This window comes from Mesorhizobium sp. CA12, assembly GCF_020165255.1.
Classification (GTDB): domain Bacteria; phylum Pseudomonadota; class Alphaproteobacteria; order Rhizobiales; family Rhizobiaceae; genus Mesorhizobium.
Genome location: NZ_JAIUHT010000018.1, coordinates 20,245 through 37,177 on the forward strand (window position 1 = coordinate 20,245; position 16,933 = coordinate 37,177).

The window sequence follows — 16,933 nt, forward strand, 5'->3', positions numbered from 1 at the left end:
CAGCGCAAAGACGCTGCAGCATTTTGATCTTGCGCATGAACCTTCGCGAAAATCGATCCTGATTTCCAGGGTCCCATGCGTCAGGCCGGTCCAGCGAGCCGGCTGACCGGTCGAACGGGATGCGGGGTGGCGCGGGCCTATGGCAGAGACGGGCGCGGGACAAGACAACAAGGGGCGAGCCTTGGCCGGACGGCTGGCGCGCAACCGCTGGCTGCTTGGCGCAGGCGTTCTCGCGGTCCTTGCCGTTTATTTTTTCGCCGGCTCATCCGCCTATGTGCTGCTGCTGGCCCTGGCCGCGCTGGCGGCCGCGGCGATGCTGCCCGCAGATGCCGAACGCCAGCCGGCCGATGTGGGGGCAGCGATCGAGGCTAGCGGGCTGCAGAGGCTCTCCGGCGAATATCTGGCCGCCGCGGTCGCCGACCCGCTGATCATCTTCGACCATTCCGCCACCATCGTTCACGCCAACGCTGCCGCCTTCGCCGCCTTTGGAGGACTGGCGCCCGGTATGTCGCTGTCGCTCAAGTTCCGCGCCCCGGAAATGCAGGCGCTGCTCGACGGCATCCTTGCCGGGGAAGTCGCTTCCGATGCGGTCGACTACACCGAAAAGCTGCCGGTGGAACGCACATATCGGGTCAGCGCGTCCACGGTCGGCCATGCTACAGGCCTTTACGTGCTGGTGTTCAAGGATCAAAGCGAGACGCGTCGCATCGATCGCATGCGCGCCGACTTCATCGCCAATGCCAGCCATGAGCTGCGCACGCCGCTTGCCTCGATCGCCGGCTTCATCGAGACGCTGCGCGGGCCGGCGCGCAACGATCCGGCGGCGCGCGACCAGTTCCTGCAGATCATGCAGAACCAGACCGGCCGGATGGCCCGCCTGATCGACGATCTGCTCTCACTGTCGCGGTTGGAGATGAAACCCTATCTGGGACCGGGCACGGAAGTCGATCTTCGCCAGACGATCGACAGCGTCATCGATTCGCTGGGGCCGCTGGCCAGTGAGAACGGCGTCGTCATCGAGCGGGAGTTCGCCAACGCGCCGCTTGTCGTCCCCGGCGATCGCGACGAGTTGTTCCAGGTCTTCGAGAATCTCCTCGAGAATGCCTGCAAATACGGCCAGTCAGGCGGGCGCGTCACCGTATCGGTCGCCGGCGGCGAGGATGGCCAGCAGCCGGGCTTCGACGTCACGATAAGGGATTATGGTCCGGGCATTGCCGAAGAGCACATCCCGCGCATCACCGAGCGCTTCTACCGCGTCGATGTCGAAAACAGCCGCGCCCAGAAAGGCACCGGGCTTGGCCTTTCGATCGTCAAGCATATATTGACCCGTCATAACGCAAGATTGTCCATCAAGTCGGAAGTCGGCAAGGGCGCGGCGTTCACGGTTCATTTGCCGGCTCGCTGATCGTATATCGGTTACCAACCGGGATTTTCTTCTTTCTGTCATGCGGTTCACGTATCAGCGACGGATTGAGGGAACGCACCAGCCGGCTCAAGCCGGGAAGGCATATCCATGCAGTCCGTTCATATCGCCAGTGCCTATGATGAAGAGCTGAAATTCCTGTCGAAGCGCATCGCCGCGATGGGCGGCCATGCCGAGCGCATGGTCGAACAGGCGGTCGCGGCCCTGGTGAATGTCGACCATGGCCTCGCGCAGAAGGTCATTCAGGACGATCTCGTCCTCGACGAAGGACAGCGCGAGATCGACGACAAGGCCATCATCATCATCGCCAGGCGCCAGCCGATGGCGACGGATCTTCGCGAGATCGTCGGCGCGATCCGTATCTCGGCCGATATCGAGCGTGTCGGCGACTTGGGCAAGAACGTCGCCAAGCGGGTGGCCTCGGTGGACGGCCGCCAGCCGAATAGCCTTTTCCGCGGTATCGAGGCGCTTGCCAATCTGGCGCTGACGCAGCTCAAGGAAGTGCTCGACGTCTACGCCTCGCGCTCGGTCGAGAGGATTGGCCTCGTGCGCGACCGGGACGACCAGATCGACGCCATGTACACCTCGCTGTTCCGCGAGCTCTTGACCTACATGATGGAAGATCCGCGCAACATCACACCGTGCACGCATCTTCTGTTCTGCGCCAAGAACATCGAGCGCATCGGCGATCACGCGACCAATATCGCCGAGACGATCTATTACATCGTCACGGGCGACCAGATGCCAGCCGACCGGCCGAAAGGCGACAAGACCGACAAGGTCGTGCTTCCCGGCCCGGTGCCAGCTAAGTGAACCGCCGCCTCTCGAACGGCTTCCTGATTTAGGATAAGCTCCTCCAGGGACAGCGATTTTGTCAGTCGCAGTCTCGGGAGGTTTGCGATGGAACAAGTTCGAAACCTGACCCCGGCCCCAACGTCGGGCATCATTGCATCCAGCGTCTATTCGGGCGGCAAGCGCATCGCCGACATCGCCATCGAACAGGCCGGCGAATGGACGGCAAAACCCGGCCATGTCGTCTGGATCGGCCTGCTCGAGCCCGATCGCAACCTGCTGCTCCGGGTGCAGGCGCAATTCCATTTGCATGATTTGGCGATCGAGGATGCCGAGCATCCGCATGCGCGCCCGAAGATCGAGCAATATGGCGACGCCCTCTTCATCGTTGCCCGCACCGCGCAATTGATCGACGGCCGTGTCACTTTCGGCGAGACGCATCTGTTTGTCGGCGCCGGCTACATTGTCAGCGTCCGGCACGGCCCGTCGACCTCCTACGCCGCCGTGCGCCAGCACTGGGAGAGCTGCCCGCATTCGCTCGCCAAAGGCGAGGATTTCGTCCTCTACGCCATCCTCGACTTCATCGTCGACAACTACATGCCGGTGCTGGAGCAGATCGAGGACGAGGTCGAGGCGATTGAGGACAAGGTGCTTCTGAAGCCGATGACCGGTTCCGATATCGAGCGGCTTTACATGCTGCGCCGCGATCTGCTGCGGCTGCGCAATGCGGCGCTGCCGCTGGTCGAGGTCTGCCGCCGGCTGACCAGCGCCGACCTGCCGCAGATACATGCCGCCATGCATCCGCTGTTTCGCGACGTGACCGACCACATCCGCACCGTGCAGGAAAAGATCGACTCCCTGCGCGAGGTTCTGGCCTTCGCCTTCGAAGCCAGTCTGCTGGTCGGGCAGAGCCAGGAAACCGCGATATCCAAGAAGCTCGCCTCATGGGCGGCCATCCTGGCGGTGCCCACGGCCTTCGCCGGCATCTACGGCATGAACTTCTCCGACATGCCGGAACTGAAGATGGAATACGGCTATCCGGCCGTCCTGGTGGCGATCGCGCTCATCTGCGCGTTCCTGTACTGGCGGTTCAAGAAGAATGGATGGCTGTGAAATAGGGGAGTAAGTCAGTAAGGGAGTAGGGGGCGAGTAGCGAATAGGGAGTAGCGAGTAGGGGAAATAAGTTGCCCTCTTCGCGAAACTCCATCCAGCTCTATTCGCTATTCGCTATTCGCTATTCGCTATTCGCTATTCGCTCAGCGCGCCCTGCGCCGCTCGCCCGCCGGCTGGAACGCCACCCGGGAATGATACTTGCAATAGGGCCCCGTTTCGGCGGCGTCGTTGCCGCAGAAGTTGAAGTCTTCCGACAGCGGATCGCCGTTCGGCCATTTGCAGGTGCGTTCGGTCAGCTCGACGAGCTGCAGATGCCGCGAGATCGGCACGACCACGTTCTCGACCGGCCGGATATAGTGGCGCGCGACCGGCTCGGCGTCGAACTGCACCTGCAGCGCGGTGGCGCCGATGGTGGTGGTCACGTGACGCGTGGCACTCGCGGCGCGGGTCACCGATTTCTGCATCGAGGCGCCTTGCGTCGCCTTCTTCTGGCGCGCCGGAGCAGCCGTTGCGCGGCCCCGGCCCGACAGCTTCAGGCGATGCACCTTGCCGATGACGGCGTTGCGGCTCACCCCGCCGAGCTGTGCGGCGATCTGGCTGGCGCTCAGACCCTCCGACCACAATTTCCTGAGAAGTTCGACCCGCTCGTCAGTCCAGTTCATGAGACCGCGCTCCTGCTGAGGCGTACGGCAGTCAGAATCCTTTCCCGCCCCCGGCTCTCGCCGGGCAAACAACACCACATATACCGGGTGATTAGGTCCGCCGCACGAAATCTAGTTATTTCTCGACTACAAATACCTTATGCGCTGACTCGGTGACAAGAGTCCCCAGGGCAACACGATTCGGTTTTTTCGGTTTTCCCCAACTTGCCGGCCTACTTATGAGCCGACGTGGCGTCAGGGGCTTGCCACGCGCTTCTGCGTGACGTTTTCGTTGACTTCATGGCCGAAAAACATGATAACCCGCAAAGGCCGCCGCATTGGCGGCTTTTTTGATTTCCGGTTCCGGAGACGCATATAATGAGCGGTTCGGCGCTTTACGAGACCTTTGCCCGCGCACCCCTGGCGTTCGACCGTGGGGAGGGGACCTGGCTGGTCACCGACAAGGGCGAGCGATATCTCGACTTCGCCGGCGGCATCGCGGTGAATTCGCTGGGCCACAGCCATCCGCATCTGGTCGCGGCGCTCACCGGGCAGGCCGCCAAGCTGTGGCACGTCTCCAACCTCTATGAGATCCCGGAACAGCGCCGGCTGGGCGAGCGGCTGACTGAGGCGACCTTTGCAGACAAGGTGTTCTTCACCAATTCCGGTGCCGAGGCACTGGAATGCGCCATCAAGACGGCCAGGCGCTATCAATTCGTCAAGGGCCGTCCCGAGCGCTTCCGCATCATCACCTTCGAGGGTGCCTTTCACGGCCGCACGCTGGCGACGATCGCCGCCGGCGGCCAGTACAAATACCTCGAAGGCTTCGGCCCGAAGGTCGAGGGATTCGACCAGGTGGCTTTCGACGACATCGACGCCGCTGAAAAGGCGATCACGCCGGAGACCGCGGCGATCCTGATCGAGCCGGTGCAAGGCGAGGGCGGCATACGCCCGGTGCCGACGCAATCGCTGAAGCGGCTGCGGCAACTCTGCGACAAGCACGGCCTGCTTTTGATCTTCGACGAGGTCCAGTGCGGCATCGGCCGCACCGGCAAGCTGTTCGCACATGAATGGTCAGGCGTCACGCCCGATCTGATGGCGATCGCCAAGGGCATCGGCGGCGGCTTCCCGATGGGCGCCTGCCTTGCCACCGACGAGGCGGCGACCGGCATGACGGCCGGCGTGCACGGCACGACCTTCGGCGGCAATCCGCTGGCGATGGCCGTCGGCAACGCCGTGCTCGACGTGGTGCTGGCCGGCGGCTTCCTCGAGGACGTGCAGCGCAAGGCGCTGCTTCTGAAGCAGGGCCTTGCGGCGGTGGCCGATGAATTCCCCGACGTCATCGAGGGCATCAGGGGAACCGGCCTTATGCTCGGCCTGAAATGCGCCATGCCCAACGCCAAGGTGAATATGGCGCTGCGCGACCAGCACCTGCTTGCCGTGCCGGCGGGCGACAACGTCATCCGCCTCCTGCCGCCGCTCACCGTCACCGACGAGGAGATCGGCGAGGCGCTGGAGCGCATTCGCGGCGGCGCCAAGCGCCTGACCGACGCGATTGCCGCCGAAGCCGCCAAATAATTTCTGGAACCTGCCGATGAGTGTTCGCCACTTCACCGATCTGTCCGCCGTTTCCGCGGGCGACCTGCGCATCATGCTTGACGACGCGGTGGCGCGAAAGACCAGGCTCAAGGCGGGTGAGCGTTCAAAACCGCTCGATGGCAAGGTGCTGGCCATGATCTTCGACAAGCCGTCGACGCGCACGCGCGTGTCCTTCGATGTCGGCATGCGCCAGCTCGGCGGCGAGACCATCATGTTGACCGGCACCGAGATGCAGCTCGGCCGTTCGGAGACCATCGCCGACACGGCGAAAGTGCTGTCGCGCTATGTCGACGCCATCATGATCCGCACCACCTCGCACGACCGGCTGCTGGAGCTCACCGAGAACGCCACCGTTCCGGTCATCAACGGGCTGACCGACGACACGCATCCCTGCCAGCTCATGGCCGACATCATGACCTTTGAGGAGCATCGCGGTCCGGTGTCCGGCAAGACCTTCGCCTGGACCGGCGACGGCAACAATGTGCTGCATTCGCTCCTGGAGGCCTCGGCGCGGTTTAGCTTCAACCTCAATGTCGCGGTGCCGGAAGGCAGCGAGCCTTTCGAGAAATATGTCGACTGGTCGAAAGCCAATGGCGGCAAGGTCCGGTTTTCCAGGTCCGCCGAGGAAGCCGTCGACCAGGCCGACTGCGTCGTTACCGACAGCTGGGTCTCCATGGGCCAGGAGCATCGCGCCCGCGGCCACAACGTCTTCCTGCCCTATCAGGTCAATGCGGCGCTGATGGCGAAAGCCAAGCCCGATGCATTGTTCATGCACTGCCTGCCGGCGCATCGCGGCGAGGAGGTCACCGACGAGGTGATCGACGGCCCGCATTCGGTGGTCTTCGACGAGGCCGAGAACCGGCTGCACGCCCAGAAGGCGGTGCTGGCCTGGTGTCTGGGCGCGTGAGAAGGGCTGGACCTGACCGCTTCCGGCCCGATCGGGCTCAACTTGATCTGGGGACATGTGATGCCTATTTGCGGGCCATCACGTAAATCGAACGCGCTTCGACGCATGCGGCTCACCGGGCGGCATGGCTGCGCCCCGGAGTATTGTCATGTTGGAAACCCAGACCTTGGCTGAGCATAAACCCCAACTCGGTGAATTCGGCTTCGCCGGCGACGATCACGTCGTGCCTTACGAGGTCGCGCCGCTCGATGTGCGCGGCCGCACCGTGCAGCTCGGGCCGATGCTCGACGCTATTCTGAGCCGCCACGATTACCCCGAGCCGGTCGCCCGCCTGCTGGCGGAAGCCTGCGTGCTCACCGTGCTGCTCGGCACTTCGCTGAAGTTCGAAGGCAAGTTCATCCTGCAGACCCGCACCGACGGTCCGGTCGACATGCTGGTGGCCGATTTCACCACGCCGCATGCGCTGCGCGCCTATGCGCGCTTCGATGCCGACCGGCTGCAGGCGCTGACCGCCGCCGGCGAGACCTCGCAGCAGACGCTGCTCGGCGACGGCGTCTTGGCCTTGACGATCGACCAGGGTGCGCATACGCAGCGCTACCAAGGCATCGTCCAGCTCGACGGCACCTCGCTCGAGGACGCCGCGCGCACCTATTTCCGGCAGTCGGAGCAGATCCCGACCGATATCAAGATGTCGGTCGCCAAGCTGGTCACGCCCGGCCCGGCCGGCGCGCGCGAGCAGTGGCGCGCCGGCGGTATCCTGGCGCAATTCCTGCCGCAGTCGCCGGAACGCATGCGCGTTCCCGATATTTCTGGCGGCGACGGCGATCCGCGTGACGTTGCGGACCAGCCGGCCGACAATTCCTGGCAGGAGTTGCTGGCGCTGCTCGGCACGATCGAGCCGACCGAGTTGATCGACCCGACAGTGGGCGCCGAGCGATTGCTCTACCGGCTGTTCCACGAACACGGCGTGCGCGTTTTCCGCGGCGTCCCTGTCGCCGACCAGTGCTCCTGCTCGCGCGACAAGATCCGCGGCATTCTCGAAGGCTTTTCGGCTGAGGAGATCAAGGAATCGACCGAGGAGGGCGGCATCCATGTCGCCTGCGAGTTCTGCTCGACCCAATACGACTTCGACCCAGCTGAATTCGCGAAGTGAGCTCTCTTCCTTCTCCCCGTTCCACGGGGAGAAGGTGCCCGAAGGGCGGATGAGGGGCGGCGCCAACGTTGGCGATCATAGCGACACGCTGGCGACGCGGTCGTCCGCCTCCAGGAAAATCTCAGAAGCCCGGCGCCGCCCCTCATTGCCCTGCCGGGCATTTCTCCCCGTGAAACGGGGAGAAAGAGGCTGTCGCTGACGGCTAATTCACCGTGCGCCTTGTCCCTGGCATGTCGAGCGAGAAAGCCGGAATGGCGATATCGAACGTCTCGCCGCGGCCGTTGCGCATCGTGTAGTGGCCGACCATGATGCCTGACGGCGTCGAGAGTGGGCAGCCCGAGGTGTACTGGTAACTGTCGCCGGGATTGAGTTCCGGCTGGTCGCCGACGACGCCGGCGCCGCGCACCTCCTCGACCCGGCCCTGACCGTCGGTGATGTGCCAGTAGCGCGACACAAGCTGCACGAACTCGTCGGAGCGGTTGTCGATCGTCACCTGATAGCCCCAGACGTAGCGGTTCTCGGACGGATCGGAGCGGTCCTCCAGATAGAAGGGCCTGACCAGCACTTCAATGTTGCGCGTCACTGCGCGATACATGGGCCACTCCGGTTGCCGCCGCGGAACATATGTCACGCTCCGCTCTTGATAAACGCAGCGCCGACCATCCTGCCAGCCTTGTAAGTGCAGGTGCCGAAAAACAATGTCATTTAGGTGACACATGACAATGTTGGTGTGCACAAACCGTGCCGGGCGACTCGGGCGCTCTGTAACAGTTGAAACGGCCGCGTGCGGCCTAAAGCAATTCCAGGAAAGCGCGAGCGGTTAAGCTCGGCGCCTTCGCCGTAGCCTTCCGTCCGGAATTGCGTGAAAACAAGGAGATGGAGTGGGTCGCCGTTTGCGTGAAACGGTGAAACTCTCTATCGGGGGTGACCAGATCTCGATGGAACTGACTATCGCAGCCGGCCTGGCTTCGTCAGCGCTTCTTTCCGTCAATCTCGCCAGCATCCTGCTCGCCTCGTCGCGGCTGAAGCGGCGGCATGTCATCGCGCCGCCCTCCAGCGCGCGGCCGCCGGTCTCCATCATCGTGCCGTCGCGTGGCGTCGAGCCGTTCACGCCGGAGACCTTGCAGCGCGCCTTCTCGCTCGATTGGCCGCGCTATGAGCTGATCTTCTGCGTCGCGCATGCCGAAGACCCGGTGGTCAAGCTGATCGATGCGGCGATCGCGCGCCACCCCAAAATTCCTGCGCGGCTGCTGATCGGCGACGATCGCGTCAGCGCCAATCCCAAGCTCAACAACTGCGTCAAGGGCTGGCAGGCGGCGAGACACGATTGGGTGATCCTCGCCGATTCCAACGTGCTGATGCCGAGAGACTATGTCCAGCACCTGATGGCGGCATGGCGGCCGGATACCGGCCTCGTCTGCTCGACGCCGATCGGCTCGCGGCCGGACGGGTTCTGGGCCGAAGTCGAATGCGCCTTCCTCAACACGCTGCAGGCGCGCTGGCAGTATGCCGGCGAGGCGGTTGGCCTTGGCTTCGCCCAGGGCAAGAGCATGCTGTGGAACAAGCCGATGCTCGATGCCAATGGCGGCATCCAGGCCTTGGCCGCCGAGATCGCCGAGGACGCGGCGGCCACCAAGCTGGTCAATGGCCTGGGGTTCAACGTCAACCTCGTCGCCTCGCCATTCGAGCAGCCGCTCGGCCAGCGCAGGCTCGCCGAGATCTGGTCGCGCCAGACGCGCTGGGCGCGGCTGCGGCGGGTTACCTTCCCACTGTTCTTCGCGCCGGAGATCCTGACTGGCGCTGCGGTGCCGCTGCTGCTGGCGCTGATTGCAGCGGCAAGCGCCGGCGTCAGCCTGCCCACGACGGCCTTGGGCGTGCTGGCGATCGCCTACCTGCCGGAATGGCTGCTGGCCTTTGCGAAGGGCTGGTATTTGTCGCCGCGCAGCATCACCGCGATGATCGTGCGCGATGCCCTGCTGCCGGCCATCTGGGCGCGCGCCTGGTTCGGCGGCGCCGTCGAATGGCGCGGCAACGCCATGACCATCCGCACCAAGGCGATGACCGAGCTGGAGGAGCTCGCCTAGAGCAATTCCAGGAAAAGTGTGAAACGGTTTCCCGTCCGGAATTGCGGCTCTGGAAGGCTCGGGCCGCGGCGTTCTCAGCCTTCTATTTTGCCGCCTTCAGGGCCTGTTCCACGTCTTCCAGCAGATCGTCGCTGTCCTCCAGGCCAACGGAGAGCCTCAGCGTGCCTGGCCCGATGCCGAGCTCGGCGCGGGCCTCGTCGCTCAGGTTCTTGTGCGTCGTCGTCGCCGGATGGGTGATCAGGCTCTTGGCGTCACCGAGATTGTTGGAGATCAGCACGATGTCGAGCGCGTTCTGGAAGGCAAAGGCCGCCTGCTTGCCGCCCTTGACGTCGAGGCAGATCAGCGTCGAGCCTCCCGACATCTGCTTCTTGACGAGATCCGCTTGCGGATGATCGGCGCGGCCCGGATAGATGACACGGGCGATCTCCGGTCGGCCGGCAAGGAAATCCGCGATCTTGCCGGCGCTCTCGGTCTGCTGGCGCACGCGCAGCGGCAGCGTCTCCAGGCCTTTGAGCAGCGTCCAGGCGTTGAAGGGCGACAGGCTGGGACCGGTGTGGCGGAAATAGTCGTGCAGGTTCTCGTCGATCCATTTCTTGTCCGACAGGATGACGCCGCCCAGGCAGCGGCCCTGGCCGTCTATATGCTTGGTCGCCGAATAGACGACGATATGGGCGCCGAGCTGCAGTGGCTTCTGCTGCAGCGGCGTGGCGAAGACATTGTCGACGATCAGCCTGGCACCGATCGAATTGGCGAGCCTGGCGACGGCGGCAATATCGACCACCTCCAGCGTCGGGTTGGTCGGGCTTTCCAGGAAGAACAGCTTGGTGTTCGGCCTTGTCGCCTTTTCCCAATTGGCGATGTCGGTGCCGTCGACCAGCGTCGCCTCGATGCCGTAGCGCGGCGCCAGCGTCTCGACCACCCAGCGGCAGGAGCCGAACAGGGCGCGTGCCGCCACGATATGATCTCCGGCCTTGGCGCTGCAGAGCAGCGCGGCGGTTACTGCGGCCATGCCGGAAGCGGTGGCGCGGGCATCCTCGGCGCCTTCGAGCGCGCACATGCGCTTTTCGAACATGTCGACGGTCGGGTTAGCGTAGCGCGAATAGATGAAGCCCGGCTCTTCGCCCTTGAAGCGGGCTTCCGCCGCTTGCGCCGTCTCGTAGACATAGCCTTGGGTGAGATACATCGCCTCGGATGTCTCGCCGAAACCGGAACGCAGCGTTCCGCCATGCACGAGTGCCGTCTGAGGATTCAAGTTGCGCTTCTTGGTGCTCATAGCCCTGCTTTCAGACACAAAAAAACCGGCCGCGAAGTCGCAACCGGTCCATATAGCCTTGCGGCTCGACGGTCCTTTAGCGACTTATTTAACGTGGCTGCAAGCCGACCGGCCAAATCACCACGGGATAACGACCCTTTAGACCCGCGCCGCGCTTGCGTCAATTGCCGGCTTCATTAAGAGGTTTGTACCAGCCGGGCGGCAAGAGCCTGCATAGATCCTCGCCCGGCCTTGTGAACGGAGCCAGCCTTTGCGGCAAACAGGCATTCTTCCGGATCAGGACATCGCAGCGCTGTTCGAGGCGAAGGCGCTGAAGTCGCCGCGCGCGCTGGACGCCGACCAGATCCAGCCGGCCAGCCTCGATCTAAGGCTCGGCGACAAGGCGTTTCGCGTGCGTGCCTCGTTCCTGCCGGGTCCGGATCATCTGGTCGCCGAGAAGCTCGAGCGGCTGAAGCTGCACGAGATCGATCTCGCCGCGGGCGCGGTGCTGGAAACCGGCTGTGTTTACATCGTGCCGCTGCTCGAAAGCCTGGCGCTGCCTTCGAACGTGTCCGCCTCGGCCAATCCGAAGAGCTCGACCGGCCGTCTCGACATATTCACGCGCGTCATGACCGACCGCGGCCACGAGTTCGACAAGATCGCGGCCGGCTATCACGGACCGCTCTATCTCGAGGTCAGCCCGCGCACCTTCCCGATCGTCGTGCGCGCCGGCTCGCGCCTTTCGCAGATACGCTTCCGCACCGGCAATGCGGTGCTGTCGGAGAGTGAGCTGCGCGACCTTCACCGCGCCGAGATGCTGGTCGCTACCGAGCCGCCCAATATTTCAGGCGGCGGCATCGCGCTCTCCATCGATCTCGACGGCGACAAGGACGGCCTTGTCGGCTACCGCGGCAAGCACCACACCGGGCTGGTCGACGTCGACAAGCGCGCCGCCCAGGATGTCGTCGATTTCTGGGAGCCGATCTACAAGAGCGGCGCCGGCGAACTGGTGCTCGATCCGGACGAATTCTATATCTTGGTCAGCCGAGAAGCCGTGCACGTGCCGCCGCTCTATGCCGCCGAGATGACACCCTTCGATCCGCTGGTCGGCGAGTTCCGCGTCCACTATGCCGGCTTCTTCGATCCGGGCTTCGGCCACTCCGCCGCCGGCGGCAGCGGCAGTCGCGCGGTGCTTGAAGTGCGCAGCCACGAGGTGCCTTTTATCCTCGACCACGGCCAGATCGTCGGCCGTCTCGTCTACGAGCATATGCTGAAACGCCCGCAGGCGCTTTACGGCACCGAACTCGGCTCGAACTATCAGGCGCAGGGCCTGAAGCTCTCCAAGCATTTTCGGGCAGCGCGGTGAGGTCCAAGTGGGGAGATGTCCGGAAGGGGACGCGCCGTCCCATCTGTTCTTCGTCATTCTAGGGCGGAGCAAGGAGCGAAGCGACGCGCGCAGACCCTAGAATCCATGCCGTGACGCCTGAGCGCCGCCACGGTGCCGAACGCTCACCAGCCAATTCCGCGAGAGAACTCGAACCATTCAGGATGATCTTCTGGAGCCTTGGCCGGTCTTGTGCCCGGGCATGCGGTGGGTAAGGTCATTGGCGACACCGAAATAGCGTGCCACCTTCTGGCTCGCGGTCATGTAAACATAGCCTGTCATGTTGCGATCTTAGCTGGCGCTGCGCCAACGGTTATTCTGGACGGCAGCAGTCTACGCCCAATGTCACGGCATGGATTCTAGGGTCTGCGCGCGTCGCTTCGCTCCTTGCTCCGCCCTAGAATGACGAAGTGGAAGAGGCAGCTTCCTTCGCGCCCCTCTGGCCTGCCAGTCACCGGGAGATCGGCGCTACAGCGCCTTCACCGCCACCTTGACCGGCTTCTCGATCTCCAGCGGATTGCGCAGCGGCAGGCCGAAATCCGGCGCCTCGATCTCGAACGTATCGCCGGCCTCGGTCCTGATGCCATCGGCGAAGGAGAGCGTCGCGGTGCCGAACATATGCACATGCACGTCGCCCGGCTGGCGGAAGGCCGAATATTTGAAATGGTGGTGCTCGAGATTGGCGATGGTGTGCGACATGTTCGCTTCGCCCGACAGGAACGGCTTTTCCCAGAGCAGCTTGCCGTCGCGCCAGATGCGCGAGGCGCCGCGGATGTCGGCGGGCAGCTCGCCGATCAGGATTTCAGGGCCAAACGAGGCGTTGCGCAGCTTGGAATGGGCGAGGAACAGATAGTTCACCCGCTCGGTGACGTGATCGGAGAACTCGTTCGACAGCGTGAAGCCGACGCGGAACGGCGCGCCGTCATCGCCGATGACATAGATGCCGGCGATCTCCGGCTCCTCGCCGCCATCCTGCGCGAAGGCCGGCGATATCAGGGGTGCGCCAGGCGCCACCGCCATCGTGCCGTTGCCCTTGTAGAACCATTCCGGCTGCACGCCGACCTGGCCTTTGGCCGGCTTGCCGCCTTCGAGGCCCATGCGGAACATCTTCATGGAATCGGTGAGTTCCGCCTCCCCGCCCTCGCTGAGCTTCTTGTGCATGGAATCGCGCGTTGCCGCGGAGCCGAGATGCGTGAGCCCCGTGCCGGTGAGGTGCAGATGCGCGGGATCCGGATGGTTGATCGGCGAGACCAGCCTGCCCCTCTTATAGGCGGCATCGAGATCGACCGTCTCGCCATAGCCCTTGCGCTCGATCAGCGCTTCGAGGCCCGTGCCTGTCCGCGCGGCCTCCATCGCCAGCGAATAGACGCTGCGCGCGCCGTTGATGACCCTGGTCTTGCCGCCGCCATTGCGGGCGACGACGCGGATCGTCTCGGCGTCGTCGAGGATCTGGGAGATCAGCATGTTTGAACCCTCTCTCATCTTGCCTGGCTGCCCGCGGGCAAACCTTGACCGGCGCGGCGCGAAGAAATCCGTGCCACGGTTGAAATTCTTCGTCCGGATTGCGCTCGCGAGCCCGGTCCTTGCCTGGACTTCTTGGCGCCGACGGGTTGCCGGCAGCTTCGCGATCTGAAACCCGTATGCCTCCTTAAGTCAGGTCTTCAGGCCTTGTTCTTGTTGTAGACGTCGAAGATGACGGCGCCGAGCAGCACCAGGCCTTTCACCACCTGCTGCCAGTCGACATTGACGCCCATGATCGACATGCCGTTGTTCATCACGCCCATGATGAAGCCGCCGACGACGGCACCGATCACCTGTCCGACGCCGCCCATTGCCGAGGCTCCGCCGATGAAGACGGCCGCGATGACGTCGAGCTCGCTGCCGAGACCGGCAGCCGGCACGGCCTGGCCGAGGCGCGCCGCGATGATCAGGCCGCCCAGTGCCGAGAGCACGCCCATGTTGATGAAGACCAGCAGGGTCAGCCTTTCGGTGTTGATGCCCGAAAGCTGCGCGGCCTTGGCGTTGCCGCCCATGGCGTAGATCCGGCGGCCGATGGTCATGCGCTTGGTGACGAAGACGAACAGCGAGATCAGCACGCCCATCACCAGCAGCACGACCGGCAGGCCCCTGTAGCTGGCGAACTGGAAGACCAGGAACAGCGCCAGCGCGCTGCCCACCAACGTCTTGACGACGAACAGCGGGAAGGGCTCCGCCTCATAGCCGTGACGCTCGCGCTTGCGCCGCGTCCTGAATCCGAAATAGGCATAGGCGAGCACCGCGATGAGGCCGAGCACGACCGTCGTCATGTGCAGCGTCAGTCCGCTGCCGACGATCGTCTTGCCGGCGGCATTGACCGTCGGCGGGATCAGCGTCAGCGGGCCGATCACGTCCGGAATGAAGCCGGAACTCAGCGCCTTGAAGCTGTCCGGCAGCGGACCGACCGAGGAGCCACCGCCGAGCAGCGCCTGGCAGATGCCGCGGAAGATCAGCATGCCCGCCAATGTCACGATGAAGCTCGGTATCTTGTGATAGGCGATCCAGTAGCCTTGCGCAGCGCCGATGAGCGCCCCGACGATCAGGCACACGATCGAGACCACCAGCGGATTCGAGAACATCCCAAGCGGCCAGATCACCATCATCATCGCCGCCAGCGCGCCGATAAAGCCGGCGACCGATCCGACGCTGAGGTCGATATAGCCAGCGACGATCACCAACAGCATGCCAAGCGCCATCACGATGATGAACGAGTTCTGCTGCACCAGATTGCTGAGATTCACCGGTTTGAACAGCGTTCCCGACGTCGTGTATTGGAAGAACAGCATGATGACGATCAGCGCGATGATCAGGCCGTATTCGCGCAGGTTCGTCGTCAGCGCCGAGACGGCGACGCGCGGACCCTGCTGCTTGACGTCCTCGGCGAGCCCGCTTTGCGGCGCGGGAGCGCTTTCTGTGCTCATGATGCTTTTCCTTCTCCGCGAACGATGGCGCGCATGATTTTTTCCTGGCTTGCGTCGCTTGCAGCCATTTCGCCGACTATACGCCCTTCGTTCATCACATAGATACGGTCGGAGATACCGAGCAGTTCGGGCATTTCCGACGAGATGACGATGATCGCTTTGCCCTCGGCGGCAAGGCGCGCGATGATCGTATAGATTTCGTACTTCGCGCCGACGTCAATGCCGCGGGTCGGCTCGTCGAGGATCAAAACCTCCGGATCGGCGAACAGCCATTTCGACAGCACGACTTTCTGCTGGTTGCCACCCGAGAGGTTGCCGGTCAGCTGGTAGACGCTGGAGGCGCGGATGTTGGTCTTCTTGCGGTAGTCATTGGCGACGCTCATCTCGCGCATGTCGTCGATGACGCCGCGGCTGGAAACGCCGGAGAGGTTGGCCAAAGTCACATTGTGCTTGATGTGGTCGATCAGGTTGAGGCCGTAGGTCTTGCGGTCTTCGGTGACATAGGCGATGCCGCTCGCCACCGCCTTGCTCACCGATGAGAGGTCGATAGCCTTGCCGTGCAGCGACACCTCTCCGGTGATGTGCCGGCCGTAGGAGCGTCCGAAAAGGCTCATCGCGAATTCGGTCCGGCCGGCGCCCATCAGCCCGGCGATACCGACAACCTCGCCCTTGCGCACATTGAGGTTGATGTTCTTGATCACCTGCCGCTCGGCATGGATCGGGTGGTAAACCGACCAGTCCTTTACCTCGAAGATGACGTCGCCGATCTTCGGCTCGCGCGGCGGGTAGCGGTCGTCGAGCGAGCGGCCGACCATCGAGGTGATGATGCGGTCTTCCGAGATGTCCTTCCTCGGCAAGGTCTCGATGGTGCGCCCGTCGCGGATCACCGTCACCTTGTCGGCGACGCGGTTCACCTCGTTGAGCTTGTGCGAGATCAGGATCGAGGTCATGCCCTGGCGCTTGAACTCGAGCAGAAGGTCGAGCAGCGCCTGGCTGTCCTTCTCGCTGAGCGAGGCCGTCGGCTCGTCGAGGATAAGGAGCTTCACTTCCTTGCTCAGCGCCTTGGCGATCTCGACCAGCTGCTGCTTGCCGACGCCGATATTGGTGATCAGCGTCTTGGGGTCTTCCTTGAGCCCGACCTTCTTGAGAAGGGCGCCGGTACGCGTCTCGTTGGCGTCCCAGTCGATGACGCCGTAGGTGGCGTGCTCGTTGCCAAGGAAGATGTTTTCCGTGATCGACAGCATCGGCACCAGGGCAAGCTCCTGGTGGATGATGACGATGCCGATATGCTCGCTGTCGTGAATGCCTTTGAAATTGCATTCCTGGCCGCGGAAGATGATCTGGCCCTCATAGGTGCCGGATGGATAGACGCCCGACAGCACCTTCATCAGTGTCGACTTGCCGGCGCCGTTCTCGCCGACGACGGCGTGGATCTCACCTTCCTCGACGCTGAGATTGACGTTCGACAACGCCTTCACGCCGGGGAACGTCTTGGTGATGTCGCGCATCTCCAAAATCGTTGAGGCCATCAGGATCTGCTCCCTGGCGCAGGCCTTCCACTCGCGGAAAGCGTCTTGCGCGAAATCAACATGCCACAGTTTCGCTCATGCCTTGGCGGCATATGGCGC

The 16,933-nt window shown here is 63.6% G+C and carries 15 protein-coding genes and 1 riboswitch; of the genes, 8 read left to right on the top strand and 7 right to left on the bottom strand.

Annotation, left to right across the window (positions count from 1 at the left end; translation table 11 throughout):
• The first annotated feature begins 139 nt into the window (after positions 1-139).
• From LB520_RS24350 to LB520_RS24360, 3 genes are all read left to right on the top strand, one after another.
• Entirely contained in the window at positions 140-1,405 is a 1,266-nt protein-coding gene (locus tag LB520_RS24350) for an ATP-binding protein (protein WP_095765900.1), read from the top strand.
• Positions 1,406-1,513: 108 nt separating this feature from the next.
• Positions 1,514-2,236, top strand: coding sequence for a phosphate signaling complex protein PhoU (gene phoU, locus LB520_RS24355; RefSeq protein ID WP_095765899.1), 723 nt, complete (start codon positions 1,514-1,516; stop codon positions 2,234-2,236).
• A gap of 87 nt (positions 2,237-2,323) precedes the next feature.
• Positions 2,324-3,328, top strand: a complete 1,005-nt coding sequence (locus LB520_RS24360) for a magnesium and cobalt transport protein CorA (RefSeq protein WP_224639660.1) — start codon at positions 2,324-2,326, stop codon at positions 3,326-3,328.
• Between the two features lie 143 nt (positions 3,329-3,471).
• Here LB520_RS24360 and LB520_RS24365 read toward each other — a convergent pair whose 3' ends face one another.
• Positions 3,472-3,990: a GcrA family cell cycle regulator gene (locus LB520_RS24365; RefSeq protein ID WP_095765897.1), complete on the bottom strand. Its 519-nt coding sequence runs from the start codon at positions 3,988-3,990 to the stop codon at positions 3,472-3,474.
• Between the two features lie 357 nt (positions 3,991-4,347).
• On the opposite strand from LB520_RS24365, the gene LB520_RS24370 reads away from it, so the two are divergent.
• The 3 genes from LB520_RS24370 (at position 4,348) to LB520_RS24380 (ending at position 7,628) form a co-directional block, all read left to right on the top strand.
• Complete coding sequence (locus tag LB520_RS24370; protein ID WP_140845698.1) at positions 4,348-5,547, top strand: aspartate aminotransferase family protein; 1,200 nt, start codon at positions 4,348-4,350, stop codon at positions 5,545-5,547.
• Positions 5,548-5,563: 16 nt separating this feature from the next.
• A complete protein-coding gene (gene argF / locus LB520_RS24375) occupies positions 5,564-6,475 on the top strand; it encodes an ornithine carbamoyltransferase (RefSeq protein WP_140845699.1) in 912 nt (303 codons plus the stop codon).
• 124 nt (positions 6,476-6,599) lie between these two features.
• On the top strand, positions 6,600-7,628 hold the full coding sequence (locus LB520_RS24380) for an Hsp33 family molecular chaperone (protein ID WP_140845700.1): 1,029 nt from the start codon (positions 6,600-6,602) through the stop codon (positions 7,626-7,628).
• Between the two features lie 202 nt (positions 7,629-7,830).
• Here LB520_RS24380 and apaG read toward each other — a convergent pair whose 3' ends face one another.
• Positions 7,831-8,223 carry a Co2+/Mg2+ efflux protein ApaG gene (apaG, locus tag LB520_RS24385; RefSeq protein ID WP_095765893.1) on the bottom strand — a complete coding sequence of 131 codons (393 nt, stop codon included), beginning with the start codon at positions 8,221-8,223 and terminating at the stop codon, positions 7,831-7,833.
• 343 nt (positions 8,224-8,566) lie between these two features.
• On the opposite strand from apaG, the gene LB520_RS24390 reads away from it, so the two are divergent.
• Entirely contained in the window at positions 8,567-9,712 is a 1,146-nt protein-coding gene (locus LB520_RS24390; protein ID WP_224639661.1) for a ceramide glucosyltransferase, read from the top strand.
• A gap of 82 nt (positions 9,713-9,794) precedes the next feature.
• Here the strand turns inward: LB520_RS24390 and LB520_RS24395 are convergent, their stop codons facing one another.
• The gene (locus tag LB520_RS24395; RefSeq protein ID WP_224639662.1) at positions 9,795-10,985 is read right to left on the bottom strand and encodes an O-succinylhomoserine sulfhydrylase; all 1,191 of its coding nucleotides are present in this window, start codon (positions 10,983-10,985) and stop codon (positions 9,795-9,797) included.
• Positions 10,986-11,041: 56 nt separating this feature from the next.
• Positions 11,042-11,119: riboswitch (SAM riboswitch) on the bottom strand.
• Between the two features lie 116 nt (positions 11,120-11,235).
• On the opposite strand from LB520_RS24395, the gene LB520_RS24400 reads away from it, so the two are divergent.
• Positions 11,236-12,330, top strand: a complete 1,095-nt coding sequence (locus LB520_RS24400) for a 2'-deoxycytidine 5'-triphosphate deaminase (protein ID WP_224639663.1) — start codon at positions 11,236-11,238, stop codon at positions 12,328-12,330.
• Between the two features lie 177 nt (positions 12,331-12,507).
• Here the strand turns inward: LB520_RS24400 and LB520_RS29200 are convergent, their stop codons facing one another.
• The 4 genes from LB520_RS29200 to mmsA all read right to left on the bottom strand — a co-directional run bounded on the left by LB520_RS29200 (position 12,508) and on the right by mmsA (position 16,834).
• Entirely contained in the window at positions 12,508-12,630 is a 123-nt protein-coding gene (locus tag LB520_RS29200) for a hypothetical protein (protein ID WP_263481479.1), read from the bottom strand.
• A 186-nt stretch (positions 12,631-12,816) separates the two neighbouring features.
• Positions 12,817-13,812 (bottom strand): AraD1 family protein, encoded by a 996-nt coding sequence (araD1, locus tag LB520_RS24405; protein WP_224639664.1) that lies wholly within the window; start codon positions 13,810-13,812, stop codon positions 12,817-12,819.
• 197 nt (positions 13,813-14,009) lie between these two features.
• Complete coding sequence (mmsB, locus tag LB520_RS24410) at positions 14,010-15,305, bottom strand: multiple monosaccharide ABC transporter permease (RefSeq protein WP_224627329.1); 1,296 nt, start codon at positions 15,303-15,305, stop codon at positions 14,010-14,012.
• Positions 15,302-16,834 carry a multiple monosaccharide ABC transporter ATP-binding protein gene (mmsA, locus tag LB520_RS24415; RefSeq protein WP_224639665.1) on the bottom strand — a complete coding sequence of 511 codons (1,533 nt, stop codon included), beginning with the start codon at positions 16,832-16,834 and terminating at the stop codon, positions 15,302-15,304. The genes mmsB and mmsA overlap by 4 nt, the downstream gene beginning before the upstream one ends.
• Positions 16,835-16,933: the final 99 nt, after the last annotated feature.

Coding starts and splice junctions, on each gene's coding strand:
- mmsB (WP_224627329.1), bottom strand. CDS start 15,305: ATGAGCACAGAAAGCGCTCCCGCGCCGCAAAGCGGGCTCGCCGAGGAC.
- mmsA (WP_224639665.1), bottom strand. CDS start 16,834: ATGGCCTCAACGATTTTGGAGATGCGCGACATCACCAAGACGTTCCCC.
- LB520_RS24370 (WP_140845698.1), top strand. CDS start 4,348: ATGAGCGGTTCGGCGCTTTACGAGACCTTTGCCCGCGCACCCCTGGCG.
- argF (WP_140845699.1), top strand. CDS start 5,564: ATGAGTGTTCGCCACTTCACCGATCTGTCCGCCGTTTCCGCGGGCGAC.
- LB520_RS24390 (WP_224639661.1), top strand. CDS start 8,567: ATGGAACTGACTATCGCAGCCGGCCTGGCTTCGTCAGCGCTTCTTTCC.
- LB520_RS24365 (WP_095765897.1), bottom strand. CDS start 3,990: ATGAACTGGACTGACGAGCGGGTCGAACTTCTCAGGAAATTGTGGTCG.
- LB520_RS24395 (WP_224639662.1), bottom strand. CDS start 10,985: ATGAGCACCAAGAAGCGCAACTTGAATCCTCAGACGGCACTCGTGCAT.
- LB520_RS24380 (WP_140845700.1), top strand. CDS start 6,600: ATGGCTGCGCCCCGGAGTATTGTCATGTTGGAAACCCAGACCTTGGCT.
- LB520_RS24360 (WP_224639660.1), top strand. CDS start 2,324: ATGGAACAAGTTCGAAACCTGACCCCGGCCCCAACGTCGGGCATCATT.
- apaG (WP_095765893.1), bottom strand. CDS start 8,223: ATGTATCGCGCAGTGACGCGCAACATTGAAGTGCTGGTCAGGCCCTTC.
- LB520_RS29200 (WP_263481479.1), bottom strand. CDS start 12,630: ATGACAGGCTATGTTTACATGACCGCGAGCCAGAAGGTGGCACGCTAT.
- phoU (WP_095765899.1), top strand. CDS start 1,514: ATGCAGTCCGTTCATATCGCCAGTGCCTATGATGAAGAGCTGAAATTC.
- araD1 (WP_224639664.1), bottom strand. CDS start 13,812: ATGCTGATCTCCCAGATCCTCGACGACGCCGAGACGATCCGCGTCGTC.
- LB520_RS24350 (WP_095765900.1), top strand. CDS start 140: ATGGCAGAGACGGGCGCGGGACAAGACAACAAGGGGCGAGCCTTGGCC.